The following is a 21,648-nucleotide window of genomic DNA, read 5'->3' as shown; positions in this document are numbered from 1 at the left end:
CCCGGCTTCGGGTTCCTGCGGCACGATGGCGCTGACACACCACCCCCTCGCGTGGCCCTTCTGGAGCCCTCGATCACACGCCCCCGGGAGGCTCGCCGCATGAGGATCTCGCAACGCGCCCAGTCCGTCGCGCCGTTCTACGCCATGGAGTTCGGCAAGCATGCCGCGGCGCTGGAGGCCGAGGGGCAGCACGTCGTCAAGCTCAGTCTGGGAGAACCGGACTTCGGGGCGCCGCCGGCCGTGCTGGACGCGCTGCGGGGGGCCGTGGGGAGCAGTCCCATGACGTACACAGGGGCGCTCGGGCTGCCCGAACTGCGCCTCGCCATCGCGCGGTTCTACGGTGAGCGGCACGGCGTCGACGTCGATCCGGGCCGGGTCGTCGTGACCGCCGGGGCGTCGGCCGCGCTGGTGCTGGGTGCCGCCGCGCTCGTCGATCCCGGGGACGAGGTGCTCATCGCCGACCCCTCGTACCCCTGCAACCGGCAGATCGCCGAGAGCTTCGGAGCGCGGGTCACGCTCGTGCCCACCAGCGCCGGGTCCCGGTACCAGCTGGACGCGGCCTCCGTACGGTCGCACTGGACGGACCGCACCCGCGGGATCATGGTCGCGAGCCCCTCCAACCCGACCGGCACCTCCGTACCGGCCGACGAGCTGGCCGCCATCTGCGAGCTCGCCCGGGAGCGGGACGCCTGGCGGATCGTCGACGAGATCTACCTCGACCTGGGCGATCACGACGAGCACGGGCGGCCGCCGCGCAGTGTGCTGTCGTACGACCGGGAAGCCGTGGTCATCAACAGTTTCTCGAAGTACTTCGGGATGACCGGCTGGCGGCTGGGCTGGTGTGTGGTGCCCGAGGCGCTCGTGCCCGCGCTGGAGCGGCTGGCCCAGAACTACATGATCTGTGCCTCCACCCCCGCCCAGTACGCCGCGCTCGCGTGCTTCACGTCCGAGTCGCTCGCCGTGTGTGAGGAGCGGCGGGCCGAGTTCGGGCGGCGGCGGGCCCTCGTCCTCGACGGGCTCGCGCAGATCGGGCTGCCGGTGCCCGTGCCGCCCGACGGGGCGTTCTACGTCTACTTCGACGTCAGCGGCACCGGGCTCACCTCGTGGGAGTTCTGCGGGCGGGCGCTCAGGGAGGCGCAGGTCGCGCTCACACCGGGGCGGGACTTCGGGGTGCGTACCGCCGATACGCATGTCCGGCTGTCCTACGCCGCCTCGGCCGACGAACTGCGCGAGGGGATCGCGCGGCTCGGGAAATTCATGGCCACGCTCGCCTAGACATGGCACGGGGGCCGGTCCGTGTGGACCGGCCCCCGCGTCATGCAGATTCTCAGACCAGGTCGAAGCGGTCCAGGTTCGAGACCTTGACCCACGCGTCGACGAAGTCCTTCACGAACTTCTCCTTCGCGTCGTCGCTCGCGTAGACCTCGGCGAGCGCGCGCAGCTCGGAGTTGGAGCCGAAGACGAGGTCGGCACGGGTGCCGGTCCACTTCAGCTTGCCCGTCTCCGCGTCGCGGCCCTCGAAGGCGCTCTGGTCCTCGGAGGTGGACTTCCACGCCGTGCCCAGGTCGAGCAGGTTGACGAAGAAGTCGTTGGTCAGGACGCCCGGACGGTCGGTGAGGACGCCGTGCGCCGTGCCGCCCTGGTTGGCGCCGAGGACCCGCAGACCACCGACGAGGACGGTCATCTCGGGGGCGCTCAGGGTGAGCAGGTTCGCCTTGTCGAGCAGCAGGTACTCGGCCGGCAGGCGGTTGCCCTTGCCGAGGTAGTTGCGGAAGCCGTCCGCGACCGGCTCAAGGGCGGCGAAGGACTCGACGTCGGTGTGCTCCTCGGTCGCGTCCACGCGGCCCGGCGTGAAGGGGACCTCCACGTCGTGGCCGGCGTCCTTGGCGGCCTTCTCGACCGCCGCGGCACCCGCGAGGACGATCAGGTCGGCCAGGGAGACCTTCTTGGCACCGGTGTTGAACGCGGTCTGGACACCCTCCAGGACGCGCAGCACCTGGGCGAGCTGCTCGGGGTCGTTGACCTCCCAGCCGCGCTGCGGCTCCAGGCGGATGCGGGCGCCGTTGGCACCGCCGCGCTTGTCGCTGCCGCGGAAGGTGGACGCCGAGGCCCACGCGGTGGAGACCAGCTGCGAGACCGTGAGGCCGGTCTCCAGGATCTTGGCCTTCAGGGACGCGATGTCGGCGGCGTCGATGGTCTCGCCCTCGGCCTGCGGCAGCGGGTCCTGCCACAGCAGCGTCTCCGCCGGGACCTCCGGGCCGAGGTACAGGGACTTCGGGCCCAGGTCACGGTGGGTCAGCTTGTACCAGGCACGGGCGAAGGCGTCCGCGAACTGGTCCGGGTTCTCGTGGAAGCGCTTGGAGATCTCGCCGTAGATCGGGTCGAAGCGCAGCGAGAGGTCGGTGGTGAGCATCGTGGGCAGACGCTTCTTCAGCGGGTCGTGGGCGTCGGGGATGACCGCCTCGGCGTCCTTGGCCACCCACTGCTTGGCGCCGGCGGGGGACTCGGTGAGCTCCCACTCGTAGCCGAAGAGGATGTCGAAGAAGTCGTTGGTCCACTGGGTGGGCTTGGTGGTCCAGGTGACCTCGAGACCGGAGGTGATGGCGTCGCCGCCCTTGCCGGTGCCGTAGGTGGACTTCCAGCCCAGGCCCTGCTCCTCCATGGAGGCGGCCTCGGGGTCGTTGCCGACGTGGTCGGCGGGGCCGGCGCCGTGGGTCTTGCCGAAGGTGTGACCACCGGCGATGAGGGCGACGGTCTCCTCGTCGTTCATCGCCATGCGGCGGAAGGTCTCACGGATGTCGCGGGCCGCGGCCAGCGGGTCCGGGTTGCCGTTGGGGCCCTCCGGGTTGACGTAGATGAGACCCATCTGGACGGCGCCGAGCGGGTTCTCCAGCTCGCGGTCTCCGGTGTAGCGCTGGTCGTCGAGCCAGGTGGTCTCGGGGCCCCAGTAGACGTCCTCGTCGGCCTCCCAGACGTCCGCGCGGCCGCCGGCGAAGCCGAAGGTCTCGAAGCCCATCGTCTCCAGGGCCACGTTGCCCGTGAGGATCATGAGGTCGGCCCAGGAGATGGACTGGCCGTACTTCTTCTTGACCGGCCACAGCAGACGGCGGGCCTTGTCCAGGTTGCCGTTGTCCGGCCAGCTGTTCAGCGGCGCGAAGCGCTGCTGTCCGCGGCCGCCACCGCCGCGGCCGTCGCTGATGCGGTAGGTGCCGGCGCTGTGCCAGGCCATCCGGACCATCAGCGGGCCGTAGTTGCCGAAGTCGGCCGGCCACCAGTCCTGCGAGGTGGTGAGCACCTCGGCGATGTCCCGCTTCACCGCGTCCAGGTCCAGGGCCTGGAATGCCTCGGCATAGTCGAAGTCCGCACCGAGCGGGTTCGCCACGACGGGGTCCTTGGCGAGGATCTTCAGGTTCAGTCGCTCCGGCCACCACTGGCGGTTGCCGCCGCCCTGGGTGGGGTGCGCGGCGCGCCCGTGCGCGACCGGGCAGCCACCGGTGCCCTCGGGCTTGGGGTCGGTGACGATTGCGTCGTGGTTCTCAGACATGGAAGTCCTTCCGAACTGGGTGGATCACGGTGCTGAAGGAAGTCTTTGGGCGGAGCAGTCGGGGCACAGGCCCCAGTAGATGACCTCGGCCTCGTCGATCGAGAAGCCGCGGTCGTCGGAAGCTGTCAGGCAGGGCGCGTGGCCGACGGCACAGTCGACGTCGACGACGGCCCCGCACGACCGGCAGACCAGGTGATGGTGGTTGTCCCCGACCCGTCCCTCGAACCGTGCGGGGCTGCCGGGCGGCTCGATGCGGCGCACCAGCCCTGCCGCGGTGAGCGAGTGCAGGGCCTCGTACACGGCCTGGAGGGATATGTGGCCGAGACGGTCGCGCACTCCCGTGGCGATCGCGTCGGCCGCGAGGTGGTCACCGGCCCGGACGGTCTCGAGCAGTGCGACGCGCGCGGCCGTCACCCGCAGGCCGGCACCGCGCAGCTCATCGGCGGTGTTCGGAGGCTGGGGGGCGGTCATGCGACCAACCTACCCCCACAAACACGAATGGTTCAAGAAATGGAACCGTTCCAAGTCTGTGGCGCGTCGGATCGGGGCCCTCCGGTGCGCGAAGACGCTCACAACACTCGCCGGTGAGGTGTGCGGGCGGTGTAACCCCTGATGAACGGCTTGAGAGACATCTGTGTAATCGGCATTCCGTACCGTCGGTGGAGATCGAATCGGTTGAGCTCAGGAGGCGTGCCCGTGGTGCGGACGGTCTGCTCGTACTGCGGTGTGGGCTGTGGCCTGGTCCTCGACATCGGCACCGGCCCGGACGGACGGCGTACGGTCCTGAAGGCGTCCGGTGACAAGGAGCACCCCGCCAACTTCGGCAAGCTCTGCACCAAGGGCGCGACCACCGCCGACCTGCTCGCCGCGCCCGGACGGCTGACCACGGCCCTGGTGCGACCCGAGCGGGGCGCGGAGCCGGTCCCGGAAGTCGTCGGTGCGGCGATCACCGAGACGGCCCGGCGGCTGCGGGAGATCATCGACGAGCACGGTCCGGACGCGGTCTCGCTCTATGTGTCCGGGCAGATGAGCCTGGAGGCCCAGTACCTGGCGAACAAGCTCGCCAAGGGGTTTCTGCGCACCAACCAGATCGAGTCGAACTCCCGGCTCTGCATGGCCAGTGCCGGCACCGGCTACAAGCTGTCGCTCGGCGCGGACGGCCCGCCCGGCTCGTACCAGGACTTCGAGAACGCCGACCTGTTCTTCGTCATCGGCTCCAACATGGCCGACTGCCACCCGATTCTCTTCCTGCGCATGATGGAGCGGGTGAAGTCGGCGGGCGCCAAGGTCATCGTCGTGGACCCGCGGCGCACCGCCACGGCCGCGAAGGCGGACCTGTTCCTGCAGATCAAGCCGGGCGCCGACCTCGCGCTCCTCAACGGCCTGCTGCACCTGCTGCACGCGAACGGCGACATCGACCCCGACTTCATCGCCGCCCACACCGAGGGCTGGGAGGCGATGCCGGAGTTCCTCGCCGACTACGCGCCCGCCGCCGTGGCCGGGATGACGGGGCTCGCCGAGGAGGACATCCGGGAGGCCGCGCGGCTGATCGGCGAGGCCGGTGAGTGGATGAGCCTGTGGACCATGGGGCTCAACCAGTCCACCCACGGCACCTGGAACACCAACGCTCTGGTCAACCTCCATCTCGCAACAGGCGCCATCTGCCGCCCCGGCAGCGGCCCCTTCTCCCTCACCGGCCAGCCCAACGCCATGGGCGGCCGCGAGATGGGCTACATGGGCCCGGGCCTGCCCGGCCAGCGGTCCGTCCTCGTGGACGAGGAGCGGGCCTTCATGGAGGACCTCTGGGAGCTGCCCCCGGACACCCTGCGCGCCGACGGTGTCGGCAAGGGCACGGTCGAGATGTTCCAGAAGATGGCCGACGGCGAGATCAAGGCCTGCTGGATCATCTGCACCAACCCGGTCGCCTCCGTCGCGGGCCGCCGCACGGTCATCGAGGGCCTGGAAGCCGCCGAGTTCGTCGTCACACAAGACGTCTTCGCCGACACCGAGACCAACGCGTACGCCGACGTCGTGCTCCCGGGCGCGCTGTGGACGGAGGGCGACGGCGTCTTCGTCAACAGCGAGCGCAACCTCACGCTGACGCAGGCCGTGGCCGACCCGCCCGGCGAGGCGATGGCCGACTGGCGGATCATCGCGGCCGTCGCGTGCGAGATGGGGTACGAGAAGGGGTTCTCCTACGACAGCGCGGAGGATGTCTTCGAGGAGATCAAGCAGGCCTGGAACCCGAAGACGGGATGGGATCTGCGCGGGGTGTCGTACGAGCGGCTGCGGCGGACGCCGGTGCAGTGGCCCGCGGCGACCTCGCAGGGGCCGGACCGGAACCCGATCCGGTACGTGGGGGAGGACGGGACGCTCCGCTTTCCCACCGCGAGCGGACGGGGTGTCTTCTACGCCCGGCCGCACATCCCGCCCGCCGAGATGCCGGACGACGACTACCCCTTCGTCCTGAACACCGGGCGGCTCCAGCATCAGTGGCACACGCTGACCAAGACGGCGAAGGTGGCGAAGCTGAACAAGCTGAACCCCGGGCCGTTCGTGGAACTGCACCCTGAGGACGCGTCGGCCCTGGGGGTGGTCGACGGTGACTCCGTCGAGGTGGCCTCACGGCGCGGGCGGGCCGTGCTGCCCGCCGTGGTGACGGACCGGGTGCGGCCGGGGTGCTGCTTCGCGCCATTCCACTGGAACGACCTGTTCGGGGAGTACCTGAGCGTCAACGCGGTGACGAACGACGCGGTGGATCCGCTGTCGTTCCAGCCGGAGTTCAAGGTGTGCGCGGTGTCGCTGACGAAGGTGGCCGTGCCGGTGGCCCTGCGGACTCCGGTGGCTGTGGCGGCCCCGGCTCCGGCAGCCGCTCAGGAGGCCGCCGAGCTTGCTCCCGCCCCCTCCACGTCCACGGCCGCGTCCGTCTTCGGCCTCGCCCCGGCCCCGCCGCCCGTCCTCACCGCTCAGGAACGGCAGTACCTGGTCGGGTTCCTCGCCGGGATTCCCGCCGGTGCGCCCGGAGTGCCGGTGCTGCCGCCCCACGCGCCCTTCAGCCCCGAGCACGCTCTGTGGGTGAACGGCACACTCGCCGGGATGTACTCGCGGACGACGGGCACACAGTCCTCGACCACACAGTCCTCGACCACACATTCCTCGGTGAGCCTCCTGCGCCGTGAGGTCGTCATCCTGTGGGCCTCGCAGACCGGCAACGCCGAGGAGTTCGCCGCCGCCACCGCCGAGCGGCTCACCACCGTCGGCCACAGCACGTCCCTCGTCGGCATGGACCAGGCCGACCTCGGCGAACTGCCGCCCGGCGCCGACCTGTTGCTGATCACCAGCACCTTCGGCGACGGTGACGCCCCCGACAACGGCAGCGGCTTCTGGGAGACCCTGGCCGACCCCGGCACCCCCCGCCTGGAGGGCCGGCGGTACGCGGTGCTGGCCTTCGGCGACTCGTCGTACGACGACTTCTGCGGACACGGCCGACGACTCGACCAGCGCCTCGGCGAACTGGGCGCGCTGCGGCTGGCTCCGCGCACGGACTGCGAGCCGGACTTCGAGGACGCGGCGCACGGATGGCTGGACCAGGTTCTGACGGCACTGTCCGACACATCGGCGTCGGACGCGAGGGAGTCGGCTCCCGTCGTGGACCGGCCGACCTCGGCCCGGCGGACCGCGGTCCCGTCGACTGTGGTGCGGTCGGTTCCCGGCGTGGTCCAGCCGGCCCTCCCGGCCGCCGCGCCCCGTTCGAGGAAACCCGTCCCCGTCCTCGCCCGCCTCACCGGCAACCGGCTCCTGAGCCTGCCCGGCGCCGGCAAGGAGGTCCGCAGGTTCACCTTCGACACCCGGGACAGCGAGAGCCCGCTGCTGTACGAGGCGGGCGACGCCCTCGGCATCCGGCCGCTCAACTCGGCCGACCTGGTCGAGGAGTGGCTCGCGGTCACCGGTCTGGACGCCGGAGCCGCGATGGACGTGAACGGCGTGGGCGAGGTCGCGGTCGGCGAGGCGTTCCTGCGCCACCTCGACATCACCAAAATCACCCCCGGCCTGCTCCGGTTCGTCGCCGAACGCACTCGAGATCCACGGGAGTTGAAGAAACTACTGCGCCCGGACAACAAGGACGAGCTCGCCAAGTGGGGCTGGGGCCGCCAAGCCGTGGACGTGATCACGGAGTACGCCGTGAAGGCCGGCCCGCAGGAGTGGGCGCAGATCCTCGGACGCCTCCAACCGCGCCTGTACTCCATATCGTCCAGCCCGCTGACCGACCCGCACCTCGTCTCGCTGACCGTCTCCGTGGTGCGTTACGAGAACCTGCACGGCAGGATCCGCCAGGGCGTCTGCTCACCCTTCCTCGCCGACGCCGCCGCGGACATCCCGGTGCCCGTCCATGTCCAGCGCTCCCCGCACTTCCGCCCGCCGACCGACTCCGGCACACCCATGGTCATGGTCGGCCCCGGCACCGGTGTCGCGCCCTTCGTCGGCTTCCTGGAGCAGCGCCGGGCTCTCGGCCACCGGGGCCCGAACTGGCTGTTCTTCGGCGAACAGCACCGGGCGACCGACTTCTACTACGAGGACGAGCTGACCGGCTTCCTGGCGGACGGCACCCTCACCCGCCTGGACACCGCGTTCTCCCGCGACCAGCGTGCCAAGGTCTACGTCCAGGACCGGATGCGCGAACACGGCCCCCTGCTGTGGTCCTGGCTCCAGGACGGCGCCCACTTCTACGTGTGCGGCGACGCCTCCCGCATGGCGAAGGACGTCGACCAGGCGCTCCGGGACATCGCGGTCCTCCACGGCGGCCTGGACGATGCGGGCGCGGCGGCCTATGTGAAGCAACTCGCCACCGACAAGCGCTATGTGCGTGACATCTACTGACCGAAGCGGTGGGCGAGGCTTCGGCCCCACGTGGCAGTATCGGTCGCCATGAGGGCGTCCCCTGCCATCCGGAGCCTGCGCGCGGCGGTGTTCGCCGCGCTGTGCGTGCTGCTGGCCGCCGGGGGACACACACTGGCGACCGGCATGGCGCCGCCGGTGTGGACGCAGGCTGCCGGGTTCGTGCCGGTGTTCGTCGCCGGGTGGCTGCTCGGCGGCCGGGAACGGTCACTCGGGGCCATCGGCGGGGCGACCCTCACCTCCCAGGGCGGACTGCATGTGGCCTTCGGGGCGGCGCGTCCGCACACCGTGATGGTCATGCACGGCATGCGCATGACCCACACGCACGTCCACGCCCTCACCCCGCACGCCACCGCGGCCCACGTCTCGGCCGCCCTGCTGCTGACCTGGTGGCTCCGGCGTGGCGAGGCGGCCCTGTGGTCGCTCCTGCGCCGGGCCGTCGCCCTCGTCCCGGGCCTTGCGGCCTGGTGGCGGGGGTACGGCGAACCGATCGCCACGGACCCCGAGCGGCCGCCCGCCGACGGCCCGAGCGCACCCCGCCCCCTCCTTCTCCGCCACTCGGTCCACCGGCGCGGACCGCCCACGACGATCCCGTACGCGATCTGACCCCTTCACCCCTTTTCTGTCAGTACGGAGATCCCTCAGTCATGTCCCCAGTACGCACCACCCTGCGCCGCGCCGGCCTCGGCACCGCCCTCGCCGCCTGCGCCGTGCTCACCGCCGCGGGTGTCGCCTCCGCGCACGTCACCGTCCACCCCGACAGCTACGTCAAGGGCGCCACCGACGGCGCCCTGACCTTCCGCGTGCCCGACGAGAGCGACACCGCGAGCACCACGAAGGTCCAGCTGTTCCTGCCCGCCGATCACCCCCTGCTCGGCGTGCTCGTCTCCCCGCACGACGGCTGGACCGCCAAGGTCACCGACACCAGGCTCAGGACGCCGGTGAAGACGGACGACGGCACGATCACCGACGCGGTCTCCGAGATCACCTGGACCGGCGGGAGGATCGCCCCCGGCCAGTACGAGGACTTCGACGTCGCCTTCGGTCAACTGCCCGACGACACCGCCACGTTGCCCTTCAAGACCCTCCAGACCTACTCCGACGGGAAGGTCGTCCGCTGGATCGAGGAGGCCGCCCGGGGCGACGAGGAGCCGGAGAACCCGGCGCCCGTCCTGAAGCTGACCTCGGGCACCGGCACGTCCGCCGCCGTGAAGACGTCGGCGGCCACCTCCACGGCCTCCGCGAGCGACTCCACCGCCCGCGGTCTCGGCGTCGCCGGGCTGGTGGTGGGCGTCCTGGGGCTGGCGGCCGGCGCCTTCGCCGTCGTACGGAGTCGCCGTGCGCGGTGAGCCGGAACCTGTGGGTTTCCGTACCCACAGGTGACGACGGGTGTCCGGGTGGGAGGATGAGGCGCCATGACAGCAGGGTGGTGTTCACGCACAGTACGGGCCGCGGTGTTCGCGGCCGTCTGTGTGCTGCTCGCCGCCCTGGGCCACGTCCTCATGTCCGGCGCCCAGGTGCCGGGCCGGACACTGGCCGCGAGCCTGGTCGTGACCGGGTGCGCGGGCTGGTGTCTGGCCGGCCGTGAACGCGGGCTGCCGCTGATCGTGGCCGTCGTGGTCGCTGCCCAGACGGCCCTCCACTCGGCGTTCACCCTTACGCAGCCCACAGCGGCCGCGCAGGATGTGGGCGCACTGCACATGGAGTCCATGCACATGAGCGGCATGGACTCCATTGATGCGGCCCCTATGGGGACCTCGTCGGGTTTCGGCGCCCTGTCGTTCCTCGTGCCGTTCGGGATGTACGCGGCCCACCTGCTCGCCGCGCTCCTCACCGGGCTCTGGCTGGCGTACGGCGAGCGGGCGGCGTTCCGCATCCTGCGGGCTTTCGCAGCACGGCTGGTCACTCCGCTGCGGCTGCTGTTCGCTCTGCCCGCCACCCCGCACCGCCCGCGGCTGCGGGTGCGCCGGGTTCGCTCGGAGCGGGGACCACGACCACTCCTTCTCGGCCACGCGATCACCCATCGGGGGCCACCCCTGGGGACCGCTGTCGCCTGACGACAGCCAGTGCCCCGAGCCGCCCCTGTGCGCCTCGGGCCGCGGCCGTACGCCCACGTGTCCACCTCCACATCCACGTCGGCGCCGTACGACCGGATCCCTTCACCGGACCACCCCGCGCCCTCGCGCGCACAGGCGGCGGTCCGGATCACGGCTGACCCGAGAAGGACACCTGGTGATCACTTCCGCCCCGCCCGCCCCGCCCGCCCCGCCCGCCCCGGCCGACCTCCGCGCTCGACGGGAGTCCGCCGACGCCTCCGCCACCGCCTGGGCACTCGCCGCCCGCGCGGGCGACACCGACGCCGTCGACCGTTTCGTCCGCGCGCTGCACCGAGATGTCCTGCGCTACGTCTCCTACCTCTGCGCCGACCCCCAGGCCGTGGACGACCTGGCCCAGGACACGTTCCTGCGGGCGCTCGGCAGTCTGCACCGGTTCGAGGGGCGGTCCTCGGCGCGGGTCTGGTTGCTGGCCATCGCCCGCCGGGCGGTGACCGACGGCTTCCGGCGCGCCGCGGTTCGGCCCCGCCGGTATGACGGTTCGGACTGGCAGGAGGCGGTTGAGCGGGCTCAGCCTCGGGGTGTGCCTGGGTTTGACGACGGGATAGTGCTGGTTGATCTGCTGGGGGCGTTGTCCGATGAGCGGCGGGAGGCGTTTGTGCTGACGCAGATGCTGGGGTTGTCGTACGAGGAGGCAGCTGTGGTGAGTGGGTGTCCTGTGGGGACGGTGCGGTCTCGCGTGGCGCGGGCCAGGGCAGCGCTGATGGAACTGGTGGTCTGAGGTCCGTCGGCGGCTGCGGCTTCGTCGTGGCTGGTCGCGCAGTTCCCCGCGCCCCTAAAAACCAGTCTCACCGCTTGTTTCGCACGAACCGGGCTGTCGTTCCCGCTGCGGCCAGGCCCGCCAAGCCGGTTCCGGCCAGAGCCATGGCCCTGGCCTTTCGGCTGGGGGGAGTCGGCCGCGCCCCCGGTGCCACGCCGTACGCGCTGCCCGGGGTTCCCGGCAGGGCACTCGCCAGCAGTTCCGCCGCGTGCACCGCCTCGTGGCCGCCGCTGTCGAGTTCGTGGATCTGGGTGCGGCAGCTGAAGCCGTCGGCCAGGACCACCGTCTCCGGGGGCTCCTCACGCAGTCGGGGGAGCAGCACGCGTTCCGCGCACGCCTCGCTGACCTCCAGGTGGCCGGGTTCGAAGCCGAAGTTGCCGGCGAGGCCGCAGCAGCCGGAGTCGAGTTGTTCGGCGTCGACCCCGGCGCGCCGCAGGAGTTCCTGGTCGGCCTGCCAGTCCAGGACCGCGTGCTGGTGGCAGTGCACCTGGGCGAGGGCCTTCGCGGAGCGTTCCGGGACGTGCGGGGGCTCGTAGCCGGGAGAGTGCTCGGTGAGCAGTTCGGCGAGCGTGACCGTCTGGTCGCGCAGCCGCCGTACGTCATGGTCGCCGGGGAACAGTTCGGGCGCGTCCGAGCGGAACACGGTCGTACAGCTGGGCTCGAGGCCGACCACCAGACCGCCCGCCCGGACATGCTCGGCGAGCCTGCGGACGGTTCGGCCCAACACCCGCTCGGCTGTCGCGAGTTGTCCCGTCGAGATCCAGGTCAGCCCGCAGCACAGCGGCTTCTCGGGCAGGATGACCCGCCAGCCCGCGTGCTCCATGAGGGTCACGGCCGCCTGTCCGATGTGCGGGTGGAAGTGGTTGGTGAAGGTGTCGGGCCACAGCAGGACGCTGCCGCGCGCCCCGTCGCCGTACGGCTCGTGCCGCGCGAACCACTGCTGGAGGGTCTCCCCGGCGAACAGCGGGACTTCGCGGTTCTCGACACCTGCCACCGCCACGGCGGCCCTCGACAGCGGCGGGGTGTGGGTCAACGCGTTGACGACAGGCCCGAGTCGGGTGCGTCCGACCACCTGCGCCACGGCGGGCAGCCAGCCCATGGACAGATGGGCGCGGGGCCTGCGCCACCAGCGGCCCTCGTAGTGGTGGGAGAGGAACTCCGCCTTGTACGTGGCCATGTCGACGTCCGCCGGACAGTCCTTCTTGCAGCCCTTGCAGGCCAGACACAGATCGAGCGCGTCCCGGACCGCCTCGGACCGCCAGCCGTCCCGGACCGGGCTGTCGCCGTGCCCGTCGAGCATCTCGAACAGCAGCCGGGCCCGCCCGCGCGTGGAGTGCTCCTCCTCCTGCGTGACCTGGTAGGACGGGCACATCACCGCGCCGCCCTCGGTGGTGTGCTGACGGCATTTGCCCACGCCCACACAGCGGTTGGCGGCCTCGGCGAAGGACCCGCCGTCGTGCGGGAAGCGGAAGTGCAGGTCGCGGGGGGAATACGGGGCCCAGTCGCCGCCGAGGCGCAGGTGCTCGTCGAGCCCGTACGGCGCCACGACCTTCCCGGGGTTCATCCGGTCGAGCGGGTCGAAGATCGCCTTCAACTGACCGAAGGCGGTGACGAGTCGCTCCCCGAACATCCTCGGCAGCAGCTCGCCCCGGCTCTGCCCGTCGCCGTGCTCGCCGGACAGGGAGCCGCCGAACTCGACGACCAGGTCGGCCGCCCGCTCCATGAACCGCCGGTAGGTGGCGACCCCGTCGGCGGAGTACAGGTCGAAGGGGATCCGGGTGTGCACACAGCCGTGCCCGAAGTGGCCGTAGAGGCTGGGCCCGGTGTCGCTGAGATAGCCGAACTCGTCGTACAGGCGCCGGAGTCGGCGCAGGTAGTCGCCGAGCCGTTCGGGCGGGACCGCGGAGTCCTCCCAGCCCTCGAAGGTGTCGGGGCGGCCGGGAATGTGCGCGGTGGCGCCGAGTCCGGCCTCGCGGACCTGCCACAACTCCTGTTCGTGGGCGGGGTCGTCGAGGAAGGCGACGTCGGGGTCGTGCTCGGACTCGTGCAGGCCGTCGAGCATGCGGTGGGCGTGCTCGTCGGCGTCCCGCAGGGTCTCGCCGCCGAACTGCGCCATCAAGAAGGCGTTTCCCTCGGGGAGTTCGGCGCGGGCCTTCGGGTTGAGGCGCTTGATCCGTTCGTCCCCGATCAGCCGCGCGTCAAGGCCCTCCAGAGCGATCGGCTCGTACGGGAGGATCGCCGGGACCGCGTCGGCGGCCGTCTCGATGTCGGGGAAGCCGAGGACGACCAGCGTGCGCTCCTTGACCACCGGCACCAGTTCCAGCTCGGCACGCAACACCGTGACCAGCGTCGACTCGCTGCCGACCAGCAGCCCGGCGACGTCGAAGCCGTGCTCCGGGAGCAGCGAGTCGAGGTTGTAGCCGGAGACCCGGCGCGGGATGTCGGGGAAGCGGGCGCGGATCTCGTCGGCGTAGGTGTCGCGCAGGGCGCGCAACTGCCGGTACAGGGAGGCCCGTAGATCGCCGTGCCGTTCGATCCCGGCGTACTCCTCGTCGCTGGTCCGGCCGCACCAGAACCGGGTGCCGTCGTACAACTGCACTTCCAGGCCGGCGATGTTGTCGACGACCTTGCCGTACGCCTGCGCGGTGGCCCCGCAGGAGTTGTTGCCGATCATGCCGCCGATGGTGCAGTTGGCGTGGGTGGCGGGTTCCGGGCCGAACCGCAGTCCGGTCGGGGCGAGTTGCCGGTTGAGTTCGTCGAGGACGATCCCGGGTTGCACGACACAGGTGCGGGCGTCCTCGTCCACGGACTCCAGGCGGTGGCAGTACTTCGACCAGTCGATCACCACGGCGGTGTTGGTGCACTGCCCGGCGAGGCTGGTGCCGCCGCCCCGGGACAGCACCGGAGCGTCGTGCTCGCGGGCCACGGCCACCGCCTCCGCGGCCGCCTCGGGAGTACGGGGCACGACCACGCCGATCGGCATCTGGCGGAAGTTGGAGGCGTCCGTCGAGTAGGCGGCCCGGCTGCCGGCGTCGAAGCGGACCTCGCCGTCGACTCGCTCGCGCAGCGCGCGCTCCAGGGCCGCCGTGTCCGGCGGGGGTGCGTCAGGCCGTCGTACGACAGGAACGGGCAGGTCGGAGGTCGCCATGAAGTCCTCCTTCGGCGTCGGCGCGGGCACCGGCCGGGTACCCGCAACCGCGCCGGTGACTACTCCGGCCTCGCCTCCACGGCGAGATCGGGCAGCAGCGCCCGCAGCGCCTCACGCTGCTCGGCGCCCATGAACCGGGTCAGCGACTCCTTGACCGTCGCGGCTAGGGTCCCGGAGGACTCCGCCAGCAGGCGCCGGCCCTTCTCTGTAAGGGCCACCTCGACGCCCCGCTTGTCGCCGCACACCGACTTGCGGGTCACCAGACCGGCGTGCTGGAGACAGGCGATCTGATAGGTGAGCCGGGTCTTGGGGCGGCCGAGGAGCTCCGCGATCTTCGTCATGCGCACCCCTTCGGCGGGGCGCCCGCCCAGCAGGCACAGCACCAGGAACTCGTCGTGCGAGACGTCCAGGCCCTCCTTGACGGCGGAGCGCAGCTCCTGTTCCACGGCTCCCGTCGCCGCCAGCAGCAGCATCCAGGCGTAGAGCTCGGGCGGCAGGAGCCCTTCGGACACGGAGGGACATTCGGACGGGTCGGCCATGGGTTCAAGTGTAGCCATTGTCCAAATTTGGAGTATCGGCTAGCGTGAGGTCATCCAAATTTGGACCACCTGAGTGAGGAATCATGACCGTCGCCGTCGAAACCGGAACCTGGCAGCTCGACCGGACCGCCACCACCGTCGCGCTCAAGCACAAGACGATGTGGGGCCTGGTCACGGTCAAGGGCGCCTTCACCACCGTGGACGGTCAGGGCGAGGTGCGGGCGGACGGATCCGCCGTCGGCACCGTGACCCTCGACGCCGCCTCCCTCGACACCAAGAACGCCAAGCGGGACGAACACCTGCGGGGCTCCGACTTCTTCGACGTCGAGAACCACCCCGAGATCACCTTCGCGGTGCGCAGCGCCGAGCTGCGGGACGGCGACCAGGTGCATGTGATCGGCCAGTTGACCGCGCACGGCATCAGCCGCCCCCAGTCCTTCACGGCGCGGCTCTCCGACGCGAGCGCCGACGCGGTCACGCTGAACGCCGAGTTCTCGGTGGACCGCGACCACTTCGGCCTGGGCTGGAACCAGCTGGGCATGATCCGCGGCCTGACCACGGTCACCGCCACGCTCCGCTTCAAGCGGTCGGCAGCGTGATGTAGGTGCTCGACAGTGTCTGCGGCGAGGACGTGAACACCCGGAGCCGGATCCGCTGCCCCGGCTTCGGGAGAGCGTACGTCCCCCCGGGCGGCCGCAGTTCGTACGTCGCCGTCGTGTGCGCGGGCAGCGTGGCCGGCCCGCGCAGCACCGAGAAGTACGGGTACATGCCCTGACTCCGGGTGAGCGTGAAGTGGGGAGTGAGCGCGTCGTCGTCGGTGTTGGTGACGCGCACGGTCAGCCGGGAGAGCGCGCGGACGTCATGGCGCACGGAGGTGACCTCCATGCGCAGGGGCGGTGAGCCGGTGGCCGCCAGCGCCGCGCTCGCCAGCGCCGGGCTCAGCAGTACGACGGCCGCGGCGATCCGCGCCGGACGCCGGGTCGGACCGGCAAGCCGGCGCGTGAACGGCTGCCAGGCCCCCGCGAACTCCGCCGCGGGAGCGGTGACCGCCGCCGCCAGCCACAGCGGGGTCATCATCAGGTAGTAGCCGTCCTGCGAACGCGTCGCCAGCCAGAAGGCCAGCCACGGCAGCACGGTCGCCGCCGGACCGAGGCGGCGCACGAACAGCACGAACAGCGCCAGCAGACCGGCGAGCAGCAGCAGACTCGCGTACCCGTACCAGTCGAGCCGGTCGCTGCCGTCGGTGAGATACAGGGACACGTCCACCAGGCCCTGGCCGTGCAGTACCGCGCCCTGGATCAGCGGCAGCGCGATCCCCTTCAGCCACGCGACCGGCTGGCTCACGACGAAGTACGCGTTGATCAGCAGCCATACGGTGGTGGCGACCCCGGCGAGCCGCAGCACCACCAGGCCCGCCGCCCGCGCACCGAGTTCCCCGCGGCGTACCGCGTAGATCCCCGCGAGCAGGAACGGCGTGAGGAACCACGGCAGTTGCTGCGCCGCGCAGGCTGCGCCCAGACAGGCAGCCTGCGCCATCCCGGCAGGACCCAGCCGCCCGCCCCGGCCGATCCGGGGCCAGCGCACCACCACCGGCACCAGCAGGGCCAGCGCCAGGATCGCCGGGTAACCGAGTCGGCCGTACATGGTGATCATCGAGAAGCCCAGGCACGTCATGGTCGCCGCCGGGCGCCACGGCGTGGGCAGCAGCCACCACAGCACGACCGTGCCGACCAGCAGCGCGCCCGTGCTCATCGCTATGGCCGGCAGACCGCCGTGGCCGAGCCACAGCAGGGGCGCGGTCAGCAGCGGGGCGAGCGGGGGATAGCCGTACGTGTAGTCGTAGCCGCCCGTGACGGTCGGGGTGAGCGCGATGCCGTTGCCGCCGAAGAGCCAGGGCCAGGGACGGCCGTAGATGCCATGCCCGGCGACCAGGTCGCGGGCTGCCTGGGCGGTGAGCACGGACTCGTCGGAGCCGCGGTGGATCAGGACGAACGCGCACAGCGCGAGTGTCAGACCGGTCACCAGCACGCACAGGTCCACGCGCGCGAGGGACCGCCGACCGCGCACGACCAGGGCCAGCACGCCGCAGACGAGGATCGAGGCGTAGCAGACCGAGATGACCGCGGCCACGGCCGGACGGTGGACGGCCGCCGCTGTCCACACATTGCGCGTGCCGATGAAGAGGCTGACGTCCGCGAGCAGCGTCAGGACGCGATGCCACTGCGTGGGCGGTTCCGGGGTGGTGGACATCGCCGGCTGGGTCGGCCGGGCGGGGGCCGACAGCTGAGTATCTGCCAAGAGCACGAGATCGGACGCTAATCGGGCCTGGTGAGGGGCCCTCGGTCGGAGGCCAAGAGTCCGGTGTGAGGCGGGTAAAACCCTTTCGTCCTGGCGGGATGTGTCCGCCGGCCCGGTCGCGGACCGTGTCGCTGTTGGGCCGAACGGGTGACTTGGCGTAAGAATTGGCTGGTGCAGGCAATGAAGGCGAGTCGGAGCGGGGGGAGCCGGTGAACAGGTACGACGTCACCGATGAACAGTGGGAGGGGCTCGCCCAGGTCGTTCCGTTGCGCGGGCGGGACGCGTGGCCGTCCGCGGTCGACCACCGGTCCAGGCCGGAGGCCGAGACGGAGGCCCGGCGCCGTTTCGTCGTGCTGCGGATCAACGTCTTCGCGGACGCCCGCGAGGTCGCCGAGACCCTGATGGCGGGCATCCCCGTCCTGCTCGACCTCACCAGCGCGGAGTCGGAGGTCGCCAAGCGGGTCCTCGACTTCAGTACGGGTGTCGTGTTCGGGCTGGCCAGCGGAATGCACCGGGTGGACCGGAACGTGTTCCTGCTCACTCCGGCCGGGACCGAGGTGACGGGGCTGATGGAGAGCGCGGGGATGCCGGGGGCCTGAGTCCCGGGGCGGTTCGCTCGTTCGTGGGAAGGCCGCTGCGGAGGAACGGTTCGCCCGATGGCGGAGTCCTACGGTCCGGATATGCGCGTGTCCCCCACATCCCCCGTTGTGCCGGCTCAGTCGGTTTCTCCGCTCGCGGTGCTGACGCAGGGTGGTGAGCACCGCCCCGACCGGCCCTGCCTCACCGAGCTGCGGCTCTCCGCGTACGCCGTGCACCGGCGGGCCGGGCTGCCGCTCGGGCCGCTGACCCTGTTCGCCGGCCCCAGCGGCAGCGGCAAGACGAGCGCGCTCAGGGCGTACGAGGCGCTCGCGCGGCTCGGTGGCGGTGCGAGCCTCGCTGAGGTGTTCCCGCGGCCCGCCGCCTGTGTTCCCGACCGGGCCCGCCCCGACGCCCAGCGCCGCCGCGGTTTCCGGATCGGCTGCACGGCCGACGGGCCCGAGGGGCCGGTCCGGCTCGACGTCGCCGTCCAGGCCGAGCCCGAACTGCGCATCGTGGGGGAGCGGTTGACGTCCGGCGGGCTCGTCCTGCTGGAGACGGCCCTGCGCGACCCGTCCCGCCGGGCGGTGCAGGCCGCCTGGCACACGGCCGGGAGCGCGCCGGTCACCCGGGCCCCGCTCCCCGACGACCAGCTCGGCACCGCCCTGCTGCCGCTGCGGGTGGCCGGCAAGACGGACGGACAGCGGCGCGTCCTCGCCGCGGCCGAGCAGATGGTCGTCGCCCTGCGCTCCGTCTTCGGCTGCGACCCGCGGCCCGGACGCATGCGCCTGCCCGTCCCGACCGGTTCCGGACGGCTGCTCGGCGGCTGCGACAACCTCGCCGACGTCCTGTGGCGCACGCGCGCGGAGTGCGGCCGACGGCACGCCCGGCTCGTCGCCGCGGTGCGCGCCGGATGCGCGGGCCCCGTCGCCGACGTGCTCGCCGAACCCCTGTCCGCCGGAAGGGTCCGGGCCCTGCTCGACCGCGGGGACGGCAGCCGGACGGAGCTCGGACGGCTGGGCGACGGCGAGTTGCGGTACCTCGCTCTCGCGCTGGTGCTGCTCACCGGGCCCGGAGTGCTGGAGGTCGACCCGGCCGGTGAGGTGCCCGCGGCGATGCAGACGCTCACCGTGCTCGCCGACAACCTCGACCGGAGCCTGGACCCGCGGCAGCGGACCGAACTGCTGCAACTGGCCGTGCGGATGTGCGAGCGCGGGCACATCCGGCTCGTCGGCGCGGTGAGCGACGCCTCGTGGGCCGCCGGGGTGGAAGGGGTCACGGTGGTACACCTGGAGCCGTGACAGAACCTCTCGACGTGGCGAAACTGCAGCGCAGGCTGGCCGACTTCGCGGCGGCGCGCGACTGGCAGCCGTACCACACCCCCAAGAACCTCGTAGCCGCGCTCAGTGTGGAGGCCGCCGAACTGGTCGAGATCTTCCAGTGGTTGACGCCCGAGGAGTCGACCCGGGTCATGGACGACCCCGGCACGGCGCACCGCGTCACGGACGAGATCGCCGACGTGCTCGCGTATCTGCTCCAGCTGTGCGAGGTGCTGGGCGTCGATCCGCTGGCCGCGCTGGACGCGAAGATCGACCGGAACGAACGGAGGTTTCCCGCGCCATGAGGAAGGGTTCAGTCCTCTTTCACTCTCAGTGATGAAAGGGTGGTCCGAAATCGATTTGTTGTCCACAGATTTCCGTCTACCTCTGGCTTTTCGTTCCGAGCGACCTCACTCTGGGTAGTGAACAAGGGAGTTCGGGCGACAGACGGGGGCAGCCGATGGACGCGGTGCGGCTCATCGTGACGAGCAGGCGTGCCCTGGCCGGGGGCGGCGAGGCGCCCCAGGTCATGGCGGAGGTGTGGCAGGCGCAGGCCCTGGCCCAGGCGATAGGGAGCCGCCTCGCGGTCGCCGGGCCACCCGAACTCCGGGGCGAGGCCCTGGGGTTGACGGAGCTCGCGGGCCGGGGCTGCGGGGTCCTGGAGCGTCCCGACATCGCCCTGGCGGAGTTGCGGGCCGCGCAGCTCACCGAACTCGGCGATGCCCGCCAGGCCCTCCTCTGCCTCGGCGGTCTCCTCGGCGAGGTGGGCATAGCCCTGGTCGGCCTCGCCTGCGCGGCCGACGACGAGACGACGTACTGGCAGTGCATGGAGGCGATCGACGCGGCGGACGAGTCGCGGGACCGGGTGCTGCAGATGCTGCGAAGACTTGCCGACCGGGGGGAGGAGTTGCCGGAGGCGGGGTGAGTTCCTTGGCTGCGGGCGCGTTGTGGCCGGTCGCGCAGTTCCCCGCGCCCCTGGGTGGGTACAGCTGGGCATGCTTCGACTGCACCCACTTAGGGGCGGGGAACTGCGCGATCTACCCCCGCCGACCCGCAGCCGCCGGACAACGGAGCCTCAGCCGGCCTCCTCGTCACCGCGCGTCGACGAACCCCGGCCTGAAGATGCGCGCCCAACACCGACAGCTCCGCGTTCAGCTCCGCGTTCAGCGCCGCCATCAGCTCCTCCATCTGCTGGAGCAACCCCGTCGGCTGCCCAGCCCCCGCAGTCAGCGGCACGGTTTCTTCGGACATGACGGCCTCCTCGGCCCAGGGGCCCCGGCGAAGGGGCTGACGCGGGTAACGGATCACGCACCGGCGAGGACGAGCCGGCTCCGCCGAGCCAACGATCACCAAAGGGCCTGGTCACTGGCATGGTCACCCCTCGCGCCCACTGTTGCCGGATCTTCACCCGCCCGGGGACGATCGGGGCCACAGGGACCGATGGGACCGCGGAGAACCCCTGCGTGCAGGATGGAGGTATGGATCTCCGCATCTTCACCGAGCCCCAGCAGGGCGCGAGCTACGACACCCTCCTCACCGTCGCCAAGGCCACCGAGGACCTCGGCTTCGACGCGTTCTTCCGCTCCGACCACTATCTGAAGATGGGCGACGCCGACGGCCTCCCCGGCCCCACGGACGCCTGGATCACCCTCGCCGGCCTCGCCCGCGAGACCAAGCGGATCCGCCTCGGCACCCTCATGACCGCCGCCACCTTCCGGCTCCCCGGCGTTCTCGCCATCCAGGTCGCCCAGGTCGACCAGATGTCCGGCGGCCGCGTCGAACTGGGCCTGGGCGCAGGCTGGTTCGAGGAGGAGCACACGGCGTACGGCATCCCGTTCCCGAAGGAGAAGTTCCCCCGCCTGGAGGAGCAGCTGGAGATCGTCACCGGTCTGTGGGCCACCGAGCCCGGCGAGACCTTCGACTTCCACGGCGAGCACTACGAGCTCACCAGGTCGCCCGCGCTCCCCAAGCCCGCCCAGAGCAAGATCCCCGTGCTGATCGGTGGCCACGGCAAGACCCGCACCCCGCGCCTCGCCGCCCGCTACGCCGACGAGTTCAACATGCCGTTCGCCTCGCCCGAGGACAGCGAGACGCAGTTCGGCCGGGTCCGTGCCGCCGCCCAGGAAGCGGGCCGCGCGGCCGACGCGATCACCTTCTCCAACGCCCTCGTCGTCTGCGTCGGCAAGGACGACCAGGAGGTCGCCCGTCGCGCCGCGGCGATCGGCCGTGAGGTCGAGGAGCTCAAGACCAACGGTCTGGCCGGTACCCCCGCCGAGGTCGTGGACAAGATCGGCCGTTATGCCGCCGTGGGCTCCCGCCGGATCTACCTCCAGGTCCTCGACCTCGACGACCTGGACCACCTGGAGCTGATCTCCGCGCACGTCCAGTCGCAGCTGTCGTAGCCGGGCCGGCCTCTCCGGGTTAATCGAAGGCGCAGGTGGGACCGACTGTGCG

At 71.4% G+C, this 21,648-nt stretch carries 18 protein-coding genes; 12 read left to right on the top strand and 6 right to left on the bottom strand.

The genetic code is table 11. The features are described 5' to 3' along the window. Window positions 1–99: 99 nt before the first annotated feature. Window positions 100–1,275, top strand: a complete 1,176-nt coding sequence (locus tag ABZT02_RS05205) for a pyridoxal phosphate-dependent aminotransferase (RefSeq protein WP_356014358.1) — start codon at window positions 100–102, stop codon at window positions 1,273–1,275. 52 nt (window positions 1,276–1,327) lie between these two features. On the opposite strand, the gene katG is transcribed toward ABZT02_RS05205, so the two are convergent. Together katG and ABZT02_RS05195 are read right to left on the bottom strand one after the other, a co-directional pair. Then, complete coding sequence (katG, locus tag ABZT02_RS05200; RefSeq protein ID WP_356014357.1) at window positions 1,328–3,544, bottom strand: catalase/peroxidase HPI; 2,217 nt, start codon at window positions 3,542–3,544, stop codon at window positions 1,328–1,330. A 24-nt stretch (window positions 3,545–3,568) separates the two neighbouring features. Next, on the bottom strand, window positions 3,569–4,015 hold the full coding sequence (locus ABZT02_RS05195; RefSeq protein WP_356014356.1) for a Fur family transcriptional regulator: 447 nt from the start codon (window positions 4,013–4,015) through the stop codon (window positions 3,569–3,571). Between the two features lie 225 nt (window positions 4,016–4,240). On the opposite strand from ABZT02_RS05195, the gene ABZT02_RS05190 reads away from it, so the two are divergent. The 5 genes from ABZT02_RS05190 (at window position 4,241) to ABZT02_RS05170 (ending at window position 11,275) form a co-directional block, all read left to right on the top strand. Continuing rightward, complete coding sequence (locus tag ABZT02_RS05190; RefSeq protein ID WP_356014353.1) at window positions 4,241–8,422, top strand: molybdopterin-dependent oxidoreductase; 4,182 nt, start codon at window positions 4,241–4,243, stop codon at window positions 8,420–8,422. A gap of 48 nt (window positions 8,423–8,470) precedes the next feature. After that, window positions 8,471–9,046: a hypothetical protein gene (locus tag ABZT02_RS05185; protein ID WP_356014351.1), complete on the top strand. Its 576-nt coding sequence runs from the start codon at window positions 8,471–8,473 to the stop codon at window positions 9,044–9,046. A 41-nt stretch (window positions 9,047–9,087) separates the two neighbouring features. Further along, window positions 9,088–9,789: a YcnI family protein gene (locus ABZT02_RS05180; protein WP_356014350.1), complete on the top strand. Its 702-nt coding sequence runs from the start codon at window positions 9,088–9,090 to the stop codon at window positions 9,787–9,789. Window positions 9,790–9,855: 66 nt separating this feature from the next. Next, a complete protein-coding gene (locus ABZT02_RS05175; RefSeq protein WP_356014348.1) occupies window positions 9,856–10,497 on the top strand; it encodes a hypothetical protein in 642 nt (213 codons plus the stop codon). A gap of 175 nt (window positions 10,498–10,672) precedes the next feature. Further along, window positions 10,673–11,275 carry a sigma-70 family RNA polymerase sigma factor gene (locus tag ABZT02_RS05170; RefSeq protein WP_356014346.1) on the top strand — a complete coding sequence of 201 codons (603 nt, stop codon included), beginning with the start codon at window positions 10,673–10,675 and terminating at the stop codon, window positions 11,273–11,275. A 67-nt stretch (window positions 11,276–11,342) separates the two neighbouring features. Here ABZT02_RS05170 and ABZT02_RS05165 read toward each other — a convergent pair whose 3' ends face one another. Together ABZT02_RS05165 and ABZT02_RS05160 are read right to left on the bottom strand one after the other, a co-directional pair. Continuing rightward, window positions 11,343–14,462 carry an FAD-binding and (Fe-S)-binding domain-containing protein gene (locus tag ABZT02_RS05165; RefSeq protein WP_356014344.1) on the bottom strand — a complete coding sequence of 1,040 codons (3,120 nt, stop codon included), beginning with the start codon at window positions 14,460–14,462 and terminating at the stop codon, window positions 11,343–11,345. 59 nt (window positions 14,463–14,521) lie between these two features. Further along, a complete protein-coding gene (locus tag ABZT02_RS05160) occupies window positions 14,522–15,001 on the bottom strand; it encodes a MarR family winged helix-turn-helix transcriptional regulator (RefSeq protein WP_356014342.1) in 480 nt (159 codons plus the stop codon). A gap of 83 nt (window positions 15,002–15,084) precedes the next feature. Here ABZT02_RS05160 and ABZT02_RS05155 point away from each other — a divergent pair, with 83 nt between their 5' ends. Next, window positions 15,085–15,600, top strand: coding sequence for a YceI family protein (locus ABZT02_RS05155; RefSeq protein ID WP_356014340.1), 516 nt, complete (start codon window positions 15,085–15,087; stop codon window positions 15,598–15,600). Here ABZT02_RS05155 and ABZT02_RS05150 read toward each other — a convergent pair. Then, window positions 15,581–17,251 carry a hypothetical protein gene (locus ABZT02_RS05150; RefSeq protein WP_356014337.1) on the bottom strand — a complete coding sequence of 557 codons (1,671 nt, stop codon included), beginning with the start codon at window positions 17,249–17,251 and terminating at the stop codon, window positions 15,581–15,583. The two genes, ABZT02_RS05155 and ABZT02_RS05150, sit on opposite strands and share 20 nt — an antisense overlap. 257 nt (window positions 17,252–17,508) lie before the next feature. Here ABZT02_RS05150 and ABZT02_RS05145 point away from each other — a divergent pair, with 257 nt between their 5' ends. The 4 genes from ABZT02_RS05145 (at window position 17,509) to ABZT02_RS05130 (ending at window position 20,119) form a co-directional block, all read left to right on the top strand. Then, window positions 17,509–17,898 carry a cell division protein SepF gene (locus tag ABZT02_RS05145; protein WP_356014335.1) on the top strand — a complete coding sequence of 130 codons (390 nt, stop codon included), beginning with the start codon at window positions 17,509–17,511 and terminating at the stop codon, window positions 17,896–17,898. A 57-nt stretch (window positions 17,899–17,955) separates the two neighbouring features. After that, window positions 17,956–19,176, top strand: coding sequence for an ATP-binding protein (locus ABZT02_RS05140; RefSeq protein WP_356014333.1), 1,221 nt, complete (start codon window positions 17,956–17,958; stop codon window positions 19,174–19,176). Then, a complete protein-coding gene (locus ABZT02_RS05135; RefSeq protein WP_356014330.1) occupies window positions 19,173–19,499 on the top strand; it encodes a nucleotide pyrophosphohydrolase in 327 nt (108 codons plus the stop codon). The genes ABZT02_RS05140 and ABZT02_RS05135 overlap by 4 nt, the downstream gene beginning before the upstream one ends. A 155-nt stretch (window positions 19,500–19,654) precedes the next feature. After that, window positions 19,655–20,119 carry a DUF6099 family protein gene (locus tag ABZT02_RS05130; protein ID WP_356014328.1) on the top strand — a complete coding sequence of 155 codons (465 nt, stop codon included), beginning with the start codon at window positions 19,655–19,657 and terminating at the stop codon, window positions 20,117–20,119. Between the two features lie 89 nt (window positions 20,120–20,208). Here the strand turns inward: ABZT02_RS05130 and ABZT02_RS05125 are convergent, their stop codons facing one another. After that, window positions 20,209–20,445 carry a hypothetical protein gene (locus ABZT02_RS05125; protein WP_356014326.1) on the bottom strand — a complete coding sequence of 79 codons (237 nt, stop codon included), beginning with the start codon at window positions 20,443–20,445 and terminating at the stop codon, window positions 20,209–20,211. 227 nt (window positions 20,446–20,672) lie between these two features. Here ABZT02_RS05125 and ABZT02_RS05120 point away from each other — a divergent pair, with 227 nt between their 5' ends. Continuing rightward, window positions 20,673–21,596, top strand: coding sequence for an LLM class F420-dependent oxidoreductase (locus tag ABZT02_RS05120; protein WP_356014325.1), 924 nt, complete (start codon window positions 20,673–20,675; stop codon window positions 21,594–21,596). The last annotated feature ends 52 nt before the right edge of the window (window positions 21,597–21,648 follow it).

It is taken from the genome of Streptomyces sp. NPDC005402 (assembly GCF_040606575.1).
In the GTDB taxonomy this organism is placed as follows: domain Bacteria; phylum Actinomycetota; class Actinomycetes; order Streptomycetales; family Streptomycetaceae; genus Streptomyces.
The sequence above is the reverse complement of the archived record's forward strand: the minus strand, read 5'-3'. Positions and strand labels throughout refer to the sequence as shown.

What these genes read in the sequence shown, in the direction of transcription:
- ABZT02_RS05150 (WP_356014337.1), bottom strand. Translation starts at nt 17,251, where the DNA reads ATGTCCACCACCCCGGAACCGCCCACGCAGTGGCATCGCGTCCTGACG.
- ABZT02_RS05130 (WP_356014328.1), top strand. Translation starts at nt 19,655, where the DNA reads ATGGACGCGGTGCGGCTCATCGTGACGAGCAGGCGTGCCCTGGCCGGG.
- ABZT02_RS05120 (WP_356014325.1), top strand. Translation starts at nt 20,673, where the DNA reads ATGGATCTCCGCATCTTCACCGAGCCCCAGCAGGGCGCGAGCTACGAC.
- katG (WP_356014357.1), bottom strand. Translation starts at nt 3,544, where the DNA reads ATGTCTGAGAACCACGACGCAATCGTCACCGACCCCAAGCCCGAGGGC.
- ABZT02_RS05205 (WP_356014358.1), top strand. Translation starts at nt 100, where the DNA reads ATGAGGATCTCGCAACGCGCCCAGTCCGTCGCGCCGTTCTACGCCATG.
- ABZT02_RS05140 (WP_356014333.1), top strand. Translation starts at nt 17,956, where the DNA reads ATGGCGGAGTCCTACGGTCCGGATATGCGCGTGTCCCCCACATCCCCC.
- ABZT02_RS05180 (WP_356014350.1), top strand. Translation starts at nt 9,088, where the DNA reads ATGTCCCCAGTACGCACCACCCTGCGCCGCGCCGGCCTCGGCACCGCC.
- ABZT02_RS05175 (WP_356014348.1), top strand. Translation starts at nt 9,856, where the DNA reads ATGACAGCAGGGTGGTGTTCACGCACAGTACGGGCCGCGGTGTTCGCG.
- ABZT02_RS05185 (WP_356014351.1), top strand. Translation starts at nt 8,471, where the DNA reads ATGAGGGCGTCCCCTGCCATCCGGAGCCTGCGCGCGGCGGTGTTCGCC.
- ABZT02_RS05195 (WP_356014356.1), bottom strand. Translation starts at nt 4,015, where the DNA reads ATGACCGCCCCCCAGCCTCCGAACACCGCCGATGAGCTGCGCGGTGCC.
- ABZT02_RS05160 (WP_356014342.1), bottom strand. Translation starts at nt 15,001, where the DNA reads ATGGCCGACCCGTCCGAATGTCCCTCCGTGTCCGAAGGGCTCCTGCCG.
- ABZT02_RS05155 (WP_356014340.1), top strand. Translation starts at nt 15,085, where the DNA reads ATGACCGTCGCCGTCGAAACCGGAACCTGGCAGCTCGACCGGACCGCC.
- ABZT02_RS05165 (WP_356014344.1), bottom strand. Translation starts at nt 14,462, where the DNA reads ATGGCGACCTCCGACCTGCCCGTTCCTGTCGTACGACGGCCTGACGCA.
- ABZT02_RS05125 (WP_356014326.1), bottom strand. Translation starts at nt 20,445, where the DNA reads ATGTCCGAAGAAACCGTGCCGCTGACTGCGGGGGCTGGGCAGCCGACG.